This is a genomic window from Siphonobacter sp. BAB-5385 (assembly GCF_002261125.1).
Lineage (GTDB): Bacteria > Bacteroidota > Bacteroidia > Cytophagales > Spirosomataceae > Siphonobacter.
In genome coordinates, this window is sequence record NZ_NMPS01000164.1 from 15,065 (window position 1) to 28,679 (window position 13,615).

Sequence of the window (13,615 nt, forward strand, 5' to 3'; positions counted from 1 at the left end):
ATACGAAATGTACTTTCGTACTTTAGTGTACAACAACACACGGACGACTTGTGCGAGAATTTAAGACGAAAACTTTTACTCAATCGTTGACCGGGCTGATGCACCTGGCATTCTGGGCATTTTTTTTGTCCCTGCCGTTTCTGCTTCGTTCCCCCCAGAACCCGCCGGGTACGCCCAAGGTAAAGGTACCAGACGAGGTGGTGATTCTATTACAGATGCTCACCATTCCGCTGTTTTACATTAACGCTAATTTTCTGATTCCCCGGGTATTACAGCGTCAGGGCGTCTGGTATTACCTCGCCTATATTTTGCTGTCGGTAACGGGCGTTTTGTCCATCAATCTGAGCTTACGCAATTACGTTTTCTTTCCCGAACTTCCTTCCGCTCGCATCACCTTTTACACCCTGTTTCCGGTCTTTTTCATTCTGGCGATTAGTACCATTTACCGTCTACTGAGTGATTATCTGTCGGATCAGCAAGAGCGGAAAGAGCTGGAAAACGAACGACTTAAATCCGAATTGAGCTTCCTGCGTTCGCAGATTAGTCCGCACTTTATGTTCAACGTGCTTAACAGTATCGTATCGCTTTCCCGCAAGAAATCGGATATGGTTGAACCCGTAGTCATTCAGCTTTCGGATTTGATGCGGTATATGCTTTACGAGTCGAATGGCTCGCGGGTTTCGCTGGAAAAAGAAATCAAGTACCTTAACAATTACATTGATTTACAACGAATTCGTTTTGGTAACGATGTGAAGATTCATTTTCACGCGGATAATCAGCTCACGCACCAGTTAATTGAGCCCATGCTGCTGATTCCATTCGTTGAAAATGCATTTAAACACGGGGTTGGTCTGATTAGTGATCCGGTGATTGAAGTGTCGCTCGAATCCAGGGATCATACGCTGATCTTTACGGTGCGTAACAAAGTCAATCGTCGGTTCAAGGAGGTTAAAGACGGTAGTTCAGGCATTGGTTTGCCCAATGTAAAACGCCGGCTGAGCCTGTTGTACCCCGAATCGCACGAATTAGTGATTGACGAAAATTCGGACTGGTACGAAGTAAAACTTACCCTGCACTTTACCAATGACCACCCTTTGAAAGACCGCTCCTGGAAAGAAGCTGTGAATCACTAACCAAATTCATTTTCGAAATGAATCAGTAGTGAATCCAACTATTTACTTTTGCGGTGTACCCAAAACAAACGAAACCATGATGAACTGCCTCGCCGTTGACGATGAGTCGTTAGCCCTTGACTTACTGGAAGATAACATACGAAAAGTACCCTTTCTGAATTTAGTAAAGCGTTGTAAAAATGCCTTCGAAGCTCAGGAGGTGATGCAGCAGCAGCCGATCGATCTGCTATTTCTGGATATTCAGATGCCGGGTATTAGTGGGGTACAGTTTGTCCAGAGCATGACGCAGGCTCCGATGGTCATTTTCGTAACGGCTTACGAAGAGTTTGCCCTGGAAGGATTTAACCTCGACGTACTTGATTATCTGCTCAAGCCCGTCTCTTTTGAACGCTTCTTAAAAGCAGTCAATAAAGCGTACGAACTCCATAATTTGCGGCATCAGGAAACGCCAGTAGTAGCCGAGCCTACGCCCGCTCCCACCCAGGAATACCTGTTTGTCAATGCCGATTATTCGTTAGTAAAAATCCGTATTGCCGATATTCTATACGTAGAAGGATTAAAGGATTACGTAAAGATTTATCTTGAAGGACAGAGCCGTCCGGTAATTACGCGACTGACGATGAAAGCCATGGAAGAAAAGTTACCCAGCGGTCCTTTTCTACGCGTTCATAAATCGTTCATCATTGCATTCGATAAAATTGAATCGATTCGTAACTTACGGATCAAAATTGGTCAGGTACACATCCCCATCAGTGAATCGTACGGAGAGGCCTTATTCAAAGCCATCAATGCGGGTAAAGTTGAATGAGTTCGCTTTTTGATAAGACTGAAAATTTTCGTCTTATCTCTCTTTATACGATCTGATCGGCAGAAAATTGAAGGGAGTATATTTCCGATTTTTACGCTAGTGGCTTTCCGCTCAGATTGATTTTTATTTGATTCAGTATTCCGCAGCCTCTTACGGGCCTGCCCTTTCAAATTCGATTATTCGCTGATTTTCATAGCCCGGCTAATGCTACGAGCACGAGCCGAAAAAGGAATCCCCTTGTGGGTAGTTTAAGTTTTGGGGTGAGAGTAACCGTCGTTTCTTTGAAGCGACGGTTCTTTTTTGTACCTAACGTCCCGCTTTCACACAAAACCTTTTTACGGTATGTCCACATTTCGGGATCAGGTCGTCTGGATTACGGGAGCTTCGTCAGGCATTGGCGAAGCCTTAGCTCATGCCTTCGCCCGCGAAGGAAGTCGTCTGGTACTTTCAGCCCGGCGAGAAACCGAATTACAGCGGGTGGCTCAAGAGCTGGCTCTGCCCGCCGACCGCGTCCGGATTGTGGTCATGGATATGAGTCAACCCCATACGTTTACTGCTTGCCTTCAGGACGTTTTACAAACCTTTGGCCGTATTGATATTCTGGTACAGAACGCAGGGATTAGTCAGCGGTCACTGGCTCTGGAGAGCTCCATCGATGTAGATCGTCGGCTGATGGAGGTCAACTATTTTGGCGTCGTTGCCCTGACTAAAGCGGTATTACCCACGCTACTAGCTCAGAAAAGCGGCCTGATTGTACCCGTTTCAAGCATTGCCGGGTACGTCGCTACACCGATGCGGACGAGTTATGCCGCCTCCAAATTCGCTATTCGTGGTTTCTTTGATTCGCTACGGGCCGAAATCTGGCGGGAAGGACTTTGGGTGACGATCATCTGTCCGGGTTTCATCAAAACCGCTATTTCGCTTAATGCCCTGAACGGTCGCGGCGAAGCCAATAACCGGATGGATGAAAACCAGGCCCGGGGCATCCCCGCCGATGTATGTGCCGAACGTATCCTCAAGGCCCTCCGCTCCCGCAAGCGGGAAGTGTACATCGGAGGCCTGAAAGAAGTAGCCGGGGCCTACCTCAAACGATACGCACCCGGCCTGTTGTGGTTGATGATCCGTAACTACAAAATTCGCTCCTAACGGCTGCTGACTTTAGCCGACTTGTGCTGATCGGCGTAGTCTACGACCAAATGACAGAAGGCCCGGATGCCCAGTTCAAACCCGCCTTCGTCAATGTAAAAGTCCGGCGTATGGTGTGGAGCGGTTTGTGCCTGGGATTTGTTAAGCGGAGCTCCGCCCAGGAAGAAAAACAGTCCGGGTACTTTTTGCTGGAAAAAGGAGAAATCTTCCGCTCCGGTTACGGCGGGTGTCAGCAGAACGTTGTCTTTCCCGGCCACTTCTTCCAGCGAACCAACCATCTGATCCGTCAGGGCCGGATCATTATAAGTAACGGGATACATGACATCAATTTTCACATCCGCTTTGGCTCCCTGGCTTTCGGCTGTTTTTTCGGCCACCTGCCGAAGGTTGTCATGAATCACCTTTTGCATCGGAGCATCCAGGTAGCGAATGGTGCCCATCATATTCACTTCTTCGGGAATAATGTTCTGCCGGATGCCCCCGTGAATGGCCCCGACTGTTACGACAGCCGCTCCGCTAGTCAGATCCAATTTACGACTAACGATCGTTTGCAGATTATTGACAATCTGAGAAGCCGTTACAATCGGATCGATACTCAGCCAGGGATAGGCTCCGTGCGATTGTTTGCCTTTCACTTTCACACTGAAGAAGTCAACGGCAGCCATGGTACCTCCGGGCCGGTATTTGATCTGCCCAATGGGTGTCTGAGCATTGAGGTGTAAGCCGAAAATGGCATCTACCTTAGGATTTTCCAGTACGCCTTCTTTAATCATCAAAGCCGCTCCGCCTTCTTCGCCCTGCGGGGCTCCTTCTTCGGCGGGCTGGAAAATAAACTTGATGGTTCCTTTTAGCTCATTCTTTACCCCGGCCAGTACTTCGGCTACGCCCATCAGAATGGCTACGTGGCCATCGTGACCGCAGGCGTGCATAACCCCCGTTTGCTGTCCGTTATATTCGGTGGTAACCTTTGAAACGAAAGGAACGTCTACGCGTTCTGTTACGGGTAAGCCATCCATGTCCGCCCGTAAGGCAATGACCGGACCGGGTTTACCCCCTTTCAAAATGGCTACAACACCCGTCTTGGCAACGCCCGTTTTTACCTCCAGTCCCAGAGCCTTCAAATGAGCCGCTATCTTCTCGGACGTACGGAATTCCCGGTTTCCCAGCTCCGGATGTTCATGAAAATCCCGCCGCCAGGTAATCACTTTTTTCTCAATCTCTTTAGCCATCTGATCCATGCGTTTTTTAACGGGATCCACCGCAGCATGACTCCCTAGAGAGACCAGTAGTAAGGCGGCCAAAATAGAATTTTTCATAGTTTTCTCTGGTTAGAACAGACCTGATTTTAAAAATAGTCACAAAATATAATTTTGCCTCATAAGCCTTTTAACCAATGAAATCAGGCCTTTACATGACTAGTAAGAAAAAAACATAGGAAATTTAGTAAAAAAAATACTTTCCTATTGCCTGACAAAATAAACCTTATACTTTTGCAATCCATTGGAATTTTCCTTAACCAAAACTTCATCAACATCGTGATTATTTTTTTCCTTACATCCCCTAAACCAGGGCCGATTCTCTGCGGCCGTCCGGTTTTCTAACCATCGTCAGCTCTTCTGGGATTACTCAGGTATTCATTCGGCCTGAGCCGGAAGTCTATGTTGCCAGTCTTACCGGCAAGAGTCTGGGTATTCATTCCTGTGTTACCTCCCGTTCGTTGTTGCAACCCTGAGGGCTTACGTACAGGAACGTGCAGTAGCGGCTACGGCTACTATGGCTGGTAACGATAAATCCATTCTGATGTCATGAGCAGGGAAATGAGCTATGGCGTAGTTACAAACGGCACGGCTAGCCGATGAACCTCTGAATTCAGCAACGTATGACAACTGTTTCAGCAGTTGTATGCGATCTTAAGAAGGGCGGTAATGTTTCTACTGATGCTTTGACTTCTGCCATAGGAAGCCAGAGTTACAACGTACCTCGCTAGGACCAGGCAAACAACCAGATTTTGCTAAGGTGGGTCATGGATTGTTTAATCGCTCACCTACAGACGGATTCTCGTTCCTACTATTTCCGCCCCGGTTTATACCAGATACCTCTGATCGATTTCAGCTTTTGAACGAGCCACGAATTTGCTGGCAACGGATAACTAACTCCTTGTTTCTTTCCCTTCACCGAGGCGGCCTCTTTTGAAGAACAGGCCGCCTCGGTATCTATGTATAGTCTCTATTTTCCTGTAGCCACCGTCCTTTTTTTACACACCTGATACCGAGACTAAATCGCAAATTATAGTACTATATACTCAACCCATATTGGAGGAGTAAATTTTGATTTTTGTCCCGCTTTCCAGGATGCTAAACATTGGATAACTCCAGAATCATCAAAATTTAATTTCTTTAAAAATTTTAAAATATATCTAATTTTACTGGAGGACATTGATCAATTTATCAAAAATTCTGCCTTCAAAGAGCTTTTATTAGCATTTTTAAAAAAAACGGCTTTGGATCATTTCCTTAAAATGTAATTACCTAAATAATATTTTACCGAATTTTATTCGGATATCTATAGCAAACAGCTAATTTTGTAGCCCATTTTTAAAAGGCCTCCTTCACAAAGGCTATTTTTAAGTAAAAATGCTCACATTTTAAAATTATACTTTAAGTACTTAGCCATTACTTACTTCATCAACTTTTAAAGCTATGCCTAACTACTACACGCTCCTTTCCACGCGAAATTTTTTGCTTTCGTCAGCCTCTTTTATCGGATAGAATTTGCTGGATTCTCCCATCAGTAAGGCTCTGCTTTTCCTGTTTCCTTTTTGTCTATTTCTTAACCAATTTACCACAACCATGAAGAAACTTTTATTCTTCACTTTTCTGATGCTATTCGGGTGGATTGCCCAGGCACAGGATCGTATCGTAACGGGTACCGTTACGGCCTCCGAAGATGGAGCACCCATTCCTGGGGTTACTGTTGTTGTCAAAGGCAGTAACACCGGAACCAATACAGACGCGAAGGGCACTTACCGGTTGACCCTACCTGCAAACGGTACTACCCTGGTATTCAGTGCGGTCGGCTTCGGTCGTAAAGAAGAGGAAATCAACGGCCGGACGACGATTGATGTCGTTCTTCAGTCGAGTGTTGAATCGCTGAACGAAGTGGTCGTCACCGCACAGGGTATTGAAAGAGATACGCGTTCGCTGGGGTATGCTACTCAAAATGTAAATGGTTCCGCCTTGGCCCAACGTTCGGAGCCCAACGTCCTGAACACCTTACAGGGTAAAGTAGCCGGGGTTAATATCACGAGTTCTTCGGGTGCTCCGGGTGCCTCTACGAACATCAACATCCGTGGAATTACTTCCTTCAATGGTAGTAACCAGCCGCTGATCGTTGTGGATGGGATCATCTTCAACAATGACGTAGACAACTCTCAGAATACGCTTTTTGGATCTCAGCCTTCTAGCCGTCTTTCTGACATTAGCCCCGAAAGTATTGAGTCCATCAACGTACTGAAAGGCCCTGCCGCTTCGGTATTGTATGGTTCCAGAGCTTCCGCCGGGGTGATTGTGATTACCACGAAAAGCGGAAAGGGCTTAAATGGCAAAACCGAGGTGACGTTTAACTCTTCGGTTAACTGGCAAAATGTAGCGTATCTGCCTAAGCTTCAGAACCAGTACGGACAGGGTACACAGAACAATTACGTAAATAACAGTACGGCTTCCTGGGGACCTGCTTTTGGTACGCCTGGTTTCGAAACGGTACAGAACTTCCGGGGAGAAACGGTTCCTTACCGGGCTTACCCAAACAACATCCGGGATTTTTATAAAACGGGAACCATGTTCCAGAACGCCCTGAACATTGCGGGTGGTGATCAGAACAACAATTTCGCGGCTACGATTTCCAGCACCATTCAGAATGGGGTCGTTCGGGAGAGTGATTTCGATCGTCATAGCGTACAAGTGGGTGGAAACAGCAAGCTGAAAAACGGTATTAAACTGGGCGGAACCATTACGTACGTAAAAACGGCTCAGAAAAACACGCTGATGGGTAATGGAGGTAGTGCTTTTGGACAGATTACGCGTATTCCCAGAAGTTACGATCTGGTAAACACCCCGTATCTGGATCCCCTCACGGGTGAAGATTTTTACTTCGTGAATGGTCAGAATCACCCGTTATGGAGCATCCAGAATACCTTCTTTAACAGCAACGTTGACCGTGTTTTTGGTAACCTTTCCGTCGGATACGACATCACGAACTGGCTGAACGTTAGCTACCGGGTGACTGCGGATACGTATACGGACAACAGAAAGCAGATTCAACGCGTGGGAGCCGCCCGTGCACCTCAGGGCCAGATCGATGAAGATCTACGTTTCCGGTCGGAGTTAAACGGTGACCTGTTGATCAACGCCAAGAAAAATGATCTGTTTGTACAAGGCCTGAATGCGAATCTGTTGTTAGGACAAAACCTGAACCAGCGGTCGTACAGAGAATCAGGCGTTATTTCAGAATCACTGGCTATTCCTGGTTTTGACAACGTGGGCGTAGGTTCCGTATTTACTAAATCCTATGCGTCTACCAACCGACGCCGCCTGGTAGGTCATTACGGTCAACTTTCGTTGGATTACAAATCGTATCTGTTTCTGGAATTATCGGGCCGCGTAGATCAGTCTTCTACGTTACCAAAGGAACAAAATGCCTATTTCTATCCTTCGGCTGCGTTGAGCTTTGTCCCGCTTGAAGCGTTTAACGTAAAAACGGAAGCAGTTTCTTATTTGAAAGTGCGAGGAAACATTGCCCGGGTAGGTCGTGATGCTGATCCGTATCGCTTACAGTCTTTCTTTACTTCAGCGACTTTCGGTAATAACGTTGCGGATATAACCTTCCCGCTGAATGTGGGCGGTACTAGCCTCCCCGGTTTTCAACCCGATGGCCGGATTGGTTCCACGAACTTAAAACCTGAGTTCGTAAACTCCTTTGAAGTAGGTCTGAACGTAGGCTTCTTCAACAATCGTCTGGGCGTTGATTTTACATATTTCAATACCAGAAGTACCAGCCAGATTTTCAACGTAGCGATCTCAAATTCCAGCGGTTACGACACTCGCACGACGAACATCGGCGAAATGCAGAACAAAGGGATTGAGTTACAGCTTTCGGCTACGCCTATTCGTACGTCTTCCTTCAAGTGGGATGTGTTGTTGAACTTTACCCGTATTCGCAATAAAGTGGTTGCGATCTCGGAGGGTGTTAACAACTCCAACATCACGGGCGACAGTTTCTCCGGTATTGCTCCTTCGATTGCCGTTGGTTACCCCTACGGCGTAATCATCGGAACGGCCAATGCCCGTACCGAAAGTGGTGAATTGCTGGTTAACCCCAATACGGGCTTATTCGTGCCCGGTATTGCCGGACAAGTAATCTCGAATCCGCAGAAAGACTGGGTGGCTGGTTTGACGAATAACTTCTCGTACAAAGGTTTCACGTTATCCGCACTGGTGGACGTCAATAAAGGCGGACAACTCTATTCCTTCTCTCAGGTAGATATGCGAAATGCCGGCCAGACGGAAATTACCGGTGTTGACCGTAACCAGCCCCGCATTTTACCCGGCGTTATTCTCAATGCGGATGGAACCACCCGTCCGAATAACATTCAGATCTCCGCTCAAAGTTACTGGCAGAGCCTGGGTGGTTTAGCATCACAAGGAGCCGTATTTGACGCAACGGCGTATCGTCTTCGGGAGGTTGCTCTGAACTACGCCCTTCCCAGCTCGCTGCTGAGCCGTACGCCTTTTGGCAACATCAGCATTGGCGTCAGTGGCCGGAACCTGTGGATGTACGCTCCTGGTTTCCCCAGCGATCCTGAAATCAATACGCAAGGAGCCGGTAATATTCAAGGTCTAGACCTGAACGGTATTCCTACTACACGCAATTATGGAGTTAACCTTCGTGTAACATTCTAATTCTGTACTTAGATGAAGTTCTCAGCAATACATAAAAAATGGATAAAGGGAGTAACGATGGCCTGTTCGGTAGTCGCTCTTTCTTCCTGCTCGGATTATCTGGATATTAATCAGAACCCCAACAATCCTATTACCGTACCTCCTGCTACCCTGTTACCCAGTGGACTGGCGGGTTCTGCGTTCTCTAATGCCAATGACCTGAACCGCTTTGCCAGTGTGATCATGAGCGTAACGGCCGGAGCCAACGGTAGCCCCGTTACCTGGGATCGCTACAATACGGATGGATCTGATTTCGGAAACCAGTGGCGATTTGAAATCTACGGTGGTGCTCTGATCAATTATCAGAAACTTATTGAAGTAGCCCAGACGAGCAATTCCAACGCCTATGTCGGCATTGCCAAAATCATGAAGGCGTATACGTTTTCCATCGCAACGGACGTATGGGGTGATGTGCCATATTCGCAAGCTCTGCAGGGAGATGCCAATACGCAACCTCGACTGGATACGCAGAAAGAGATTTACCTGGGCGATAATGCCAAGGGCATTCAAAGCCTGTTTGACCTGGTGAAAGAAGGGTTGGCTGATCTGGAAAAAACCAGTAGTACCACGCCCGGTAGCGACGACATCGTTTACGGCGGTACGATCGAAAACTGGAAAAAAGCCGGTAACACCTTACTGTTGAAGCTAGCCTTGCAAATCAGTAGCGTAGAGCCCGCGAAGGCGAAGTCAATCATTGATGAAGTCATTCAAGGCAATGACTTCATTACGACGAATGCTCAAAATCTGGCCGTGAATTTCGGATCGCAGGTAGGTAGCCAAAGTCCGATTTACACGTACACATACAACTCTTCCTTCAGTACGGATCAGTTAATCAGTACCCGTTTCGTAACGTTACTGCAAGGATTGAAAGACCCCCGGCTTCCGTTATTCGTAACCCGGCCTACCGGCAACTACGTAACCATTGATAACGGTTTTGCCGGTACCCCTCCACCGGCGGCGAATCGCTCCATGTTCAGCTCGTACGTAACGGGTGAAAACGGAGAAGGTCCCGTTCGGTTAATTACCAACTGGCAGCGTGCCTTCATCTTAGCCGAATCTGCTATCCGCTTAGGTACGGCAGGCGATGCTCAGAAACTTTACGAAGAAGGCATTCGGACGTCCATGGCATCGGCGGGTATTTCTGACGCGGACATCAGTGCTTACTTCACGGCGAACCCTACGGTCGTAACGTTAGCGGGTAGTAATGAAGAGAAGATCAAACAGATCATTACGCAAAAGTATATTTCACTGTACGGCAATGGTCTTGAGCAGTGGAACGACTGGCGGAGAACCGGCTACCCCACCTTAGCTCAGCACCAGAACGCGGTCGGCGTGGACGGAACGCGTCCGGTTCGGGCTCGTTACATTGATCAGGAAATTGCCAGAAATCCTAATTTCCCGAACAACATACTTCAGAACGTACGGGTTTGGTGGGATGTGAACTAAACACACTTCTAATTATCGACACAGATGAAAAACATATTTCTTTTAATGATCCTGTGCTTTCCCATCCTGCTTACGTCTTGTAAGGATGATTTTGGCACGTTTTACGAAGACAACCGACCCGCAGTACCCGTGACGTTCCCCGGTACGACTACGTACGGATTCAATCCCTACATCACGAAATCCATTAAGGATTCTACCTCAGCGATTGAGTTCACGCTGTCTATTCCAGCGAGTAGCGGACGTACGATTAAGGAAATCACTCGGGTTTCGGCTGGAAACAGTAGCATTAACGCAGGTTCAGTAGCGAACGCTACGTACATTGCCCAACCCATTGCAGGCAATGGAACTTCGGTTAAATTCACCACGACGCTGGTTGAATTTAAATCCAAATCAGCTGCTAATGCTCGTCTCGTCACGGCCAACGGTGAAATCGCCTTCATGTTCCTAGTTACACTGGACAATGGCGAAACGATTATTCCCGTACAAGTACGCGTACGACTAACGCCTTAGTACACCAGAACTGAAAAGAGCCTCCGGTATCCCGGAGGCTCTTTTTTTATAATCCGCGATTAGACTTATCGTTCAATCGCCTGCGTCAGATCCTCGATCAAATCCTCCACATCCTCAATTCCTACGCTCAGCCGAATCAGCGTATCCTTCAACCCGGATTTTTCGCGTTCGGACTTGGGAATACTAGCGTGCGTCATGCTCGCTGGGTGCGTACAAAGCGATTCCACGCCACCGAGCGATTCGCCCAATGAAAAAACCTTAAAGCTCGACATCACCCGAACGGCTTCTTCGTAATCATCGCCTTTAAGTTCGAAGGAGAGCATTCCCCCGAAATCCCGCATCTGTTCCACCGCCAGTGCATGCCCCGGGTGCGTAGCCAAACCGGGGTAATACACCTTGCCAACCTTCGGATGATTGTTTAGAAACTCCGCTACCTGCCGGGCGTTTTCGCAGTGCTGTTTCATGCGAATGTGTAACGTTTTGATTCCCCGCAACACCAGAAAACAATCCTGTGGACCGGGTACCGCTCCGCAGGCATTCTGGATAAACCGCAAACGGGAAGCCAGCTCATCGTCATTGAGCATCAACGCTCCCATCACGGTATCGGAGTGTCCACCGAGGTATTTCGTTACGGAATGCATGACAATATCGGCTCCGAGATCCAGCGGGTTTTGCAGGTAAGGGGAAGCAAAGGTATTATCCACCACCGTAAGAATGCCGCGACTACGGGCCTGAGCAGCCAGGGAACGAATATCCAAAATACGCAGCAGTGGATTCGTGGGTGTTTCCAGCCAGAGCATTTTGGTCTGTTCGGTGAAAGCCGTTTCAACGGCGGCCGGGTCACTGAGGTCAATGAATTTGAATTTTAGCCCAAAGTCTTCAAAAATGCGTACGAAAATCCGGTACGTGCCTCCGTATAAATCATTCGTCGCCACAATTTCATCGCCCGGCTTGAATAGCTTCAGTAAGGCATCCGTTGCGGCCAGTCCCGAAGCGTAACAAATGCCGTGTTGGGCATTTTCCAGGGCTGCCAGGGCGTTCTGCAGGGCCGTTCGGGTGGGATTATGCGTTCGGGAATACTCGTACCCTTTATGCACACCCGGAGCCTGCTGTACGTACGTGGAAGTTTGGTAAATGGGTGTCATGATGGCTCCCGTAGACGGGTCCGGTTCAACGCCCGCATGAATGGCTTTCGTGGCAAAACGCATAGCAATCGAAGTTTTAAACGTGTCGCAGCGTACGTTAGCCGACGTAAAGTTCAACTAACGATTCGTGAGTACTTCCCCAGGGAAGCAACTGCGAGGTTAAGCAATCTTTTTCAGATCAGTCCGGAAATCAGGTAATTCTTTTAACTTACCCTTTCTTAAGATCAACCTTTATGAAACCTTACGTTCTGTTTATTCTACTTCTCTTTAGCTTTTCTGACAGTGTGGGCCAACACTTGAAAGCTGGTTTTGATCCCAACGAATACCGCGACATGCTGGGGCTGTTCATGCAGCAGGTAGATACGGCCAAATCCGACCTGATTCCAATTCCCACGCAGTATAAACGACTCTATCGTAGTCCTGAATACGAACTCAAAAACCTCTGGGAACTCTGGCAACGAACGGACGGCGTAGCGGTAATTTGTGTTCGGGGAACGGTACAGGCGACTCCCAGCTGGCTCGAAAACTTCTACGCCGCCATGGTTCCGGCTACGGGCGAACTGGATCTGGGTAGCGGGAGAAAATTCCGTTATCAGCTGGCCCAAGATTCCAAAGCCACAGTACACGTCGGCTGGATGCTGGGTTTAGCGGATTTGGCTCCGACCATCGTGGAAAAGGTACGGGAACTTTACGGCAAGGGCACCCGTGAATTTCTGATTATGGGTCATAGTCAGGGTGGGGCACTGGCGTACCTGACCCGTTCGTACCTGGCTGACCTGGTGCGACGCCAGGAGCTTCCCGGTGATCTGGTCTTCAAAACGTACTGCAGTGCCGCTCCTAAACCGGGTAATCTGTATTATGCCTATGATTATGAGTTTCTCACGCGGGATGGTTGGAGTCATACCGTTTTAAACGCCGCTGATTGGGTACCCGAAACGCCCTTTTCCATTCAGACGCTCCGTGATTTCAATCCCGTCAACCCATTTAAAGACGTTAAACCAGCCCTTAAAAAACAGCCCTTTTTAATCCGAATTTTTGCGAGACGCATTTATAACCGGATGGACCGGGCGACGCGTACCGCCGAAAAACGTTTCCGGAAAACCCTCGGGAAAATGGTGTATTCACAGGTGAAGAAGTACAAACCCAACCTGCCGCAACCTACTTATGCCTCCGTGAACAATTACATGCGGGCGGGTTCACCCATCATCCTCCAACCGAATGATGCGTATCGAAAACGTTTTCCCGAAGATGGCAAGAACGTATTCGTACACCATTTGCTGACACCCTATTACTTTTTAGTGAATACATACTATCCGAAAAAATGATCGGATAGGGGCAATGAAGTAGGGCAACCTGTTTTTTCACTTGACGCCATGCAAGGGACTTGGCCAGCCCGGCAGGCACAGCCTACCAACTAAAAAGTCCGTAGCG

At 48.0% G+C, this 13,615-nt stretch carries 9 protein-coding genes; 7 read left to right on the forward strand and 2 right to left on the reverse strand.

Annotated elements, in window-relative coordinates:
- The first annotated feature begins 98 nt into the window (after positions 1 to 98).
- From BWI93_RS16445 to BWI93_RS16455, 3 genes are all read left to right on the forward strand, one after another.
- Complete coding sequence (locus BWI93_RS16445) at positions 99 to 1,133, forward strand: sensor histidine kinase (RefSeq protein WP_094813219.1); 1,035 nt, start codon at positions 99 to 101, stop codon at positions 1,131 to 1,133.
- A 76-nt stretch (positions 1,134 to 1,209) separates the two neighbouring features.
- The gene (locus BWI93_RS16450; RefSeq protein ID WP_369679175.1) at positions 1,210 to 1,941 is read left to right on the forward strand and encodes a LytR/AlgR family response regulator transcription factor; all 732 of its coding nucleotides are present in this window, start codon (positions 1,210 to 1,212) and stop codon (positions 1,939 to 1,941) included.
- A gap of 342 nt (positions 1,942 to 2,283) precedes the next feature.
- Entirely contained in the window at positions 2,284 to 3,087 is an 804-nt protein-coding gene (locus BWI93_RS16455) for an SDR family oxidoreductase (protein ID WP_094813221.1), read from the forward strand.
- Here the strand turns inward: BWI93_RS16455 and BWI93_RS16460 are convergent.
- Complete coding sequence (locus tag BWI93_RS16460; protein ID WP_094813223.1) at positions 3,084 to 4,403, reverse strand: amidohydrolase; 1,320 nt, start codon at positions 4,401 to 4,403, stop codon at positions 3,084 to 3,086. The genes BWI93_RS16455 and BWI93_RS16460 overlap by 4 nt on opposite strands.
- 1,533 nt (positions 4,404 to 5,936) lie before the next feature.
- Between BWI93_RS16460 and BWI93_RS16465 the strand changes: the two genes are divergently transcribed.
- Genes BWI93_RS16465 through BWI93_RS16475 form a run of 3 tightly spaced genes read left to right on the forward strand, consistent with a single transcriptional unit; the run spans position 5,937 to position 11,039 of the window.
- Positions 5,937 to 9,044, forward strand: coding sequence for a SusC/RagA family TonB-linked outer membrane protein (locus BWI93_RS16465; RefSeq protein ID WP_094813225.1), 3,108 nt, complete (start codon positions 5,937 to 5,939; stop codon positions 9,042 to 9,044).
- 57 nt (positions 9,045 to 9,101) lie between these two features.
- On the forward strand, positions 9,102 to 10,529 hold the full coding sequence (locus BWI93_RS16470) for a SusD/RagB family nutrient-binding outer membrane lipoprotein (RefSeq protein ID WP_255157919.1): 1,428 nt from the start codon (positions 9,102 to 9,104) through the stop codon (positions 10,527 to 10,529).
- A gap of 24 nt (positions 10,530 to 10,553) precedes the next feature.
- The gene (locus BWI93_RS16475; RefSeq protein WP_094813229.1) at positions 10,554 to 11,039 is read left to right on the forward strand and encodes a hypothetical protein; all 486 of its coding nucleotides are present in this window, start codon (positions 10,554 to 10,556) and stop codon (positions 11,037 to 11,039) included.
- A 65-nt stretch (positions 11,040 to 11,104) separates the two neighbouring features.
- Here BWI93_RS16475 and BWI93_RS16480 read toward each other — a convergent pair whose 3' ends face one another.
- On the reverse strand, positions 11,105 to 12,247 hold the full coding sequence (locus BWI93_RS16480; RefSeq protein ID WP_094813231.1) for a cystathionine gamma-synthase: 1,143 nt from the start codon (positions 12,245 to 12,247) through the stop codon (positions 11,105 to 11,107).
- A 170-nt stretch (positions 12,248 to 12,417) separates the two neighbouring features.
- On the opposite strand from BWI93_RS16480, the gene BWI93_RS16485 reads away from it, so the two are divergent.
- On the forward strand, positions 12,418 to 13,509 hold the full coding sequence (locus BWI93_RS16485; RefSeq protein WP_094813233.1) for a hypothetical protein: 1,092 nt from the start codon (positions 12,418 to 12,420) through the stop codon (positions 13,507 to 13,509).
- Positions 13,510 to 13,615 lie beyond the last annotated feature (106 nt).

Bases quoted from the DNA above. Each gene is read 5' to 3' on its own strand.
- BWI93_RS16485 (WP_094813233.1), top strand. From the start codon at position 12,418: ATGAAACCTTACGTTCTGTTTATTCTACTTCTCTTTAGCTTTTCTGAC.
- BWI93_RS16455 (WP_094813221.1), top strand. From the start codon at position 2,284: ATGTCCACATTTCGGGATCAGGTCGTCTGGATTACGGGAGCTTCGTCA.
- BWI93_RS16480 (WP_094813231.1), bottom strand. From the start codon at position 12,247: ATGCGTTTTGCCACGAAAGCCATTCATGCGGGCGTTGAACCGGACCCG.
- BWI93_RS16470 (WP_255157919.1), top strand. From the start codon at position 9,102: ATGGCCTGTTCGGTAGTCGCTCTTTCTTCCTGCTCGGATTATCTGGAT.
- BWI93_RS16465 (WP_094813225.1), top strand. From the start codon at position 5,937: ATGAAGAAACTTTTATTCTTCACTTTTCTGATGCTATTCGGGTGGATT.
- BWI93_RS16460 (WP_094813223.1), bottom strand. From the start codon at position 4,403: ATGAAAAATTCTATTTTGGCCGCCTTACTACTGGTCTCTCTAGGGAGT.
- BWI93_RS16445 (WP_094813219.1), top strand. From the start codon at position 99: ATGCACCTGGCATTCTGGGCATTTTTTTTGTCCCTGCCGTTTCTGCTT.
- BWI93_RS16475 (WP_094813229.1), top strand. From the start codon at position 10,554: ATGAAAAACATATTTCTTTTAATGATCCTGTGCTTTCCCATCCTGCTT.
- BWI93_RS16450 (WP_369679175.1), top strand. From the start codon at position 1,210: ATGATGAACTGCCTCGCCGTTGACGATGAGTCGTTAGCCCTTGACTTA.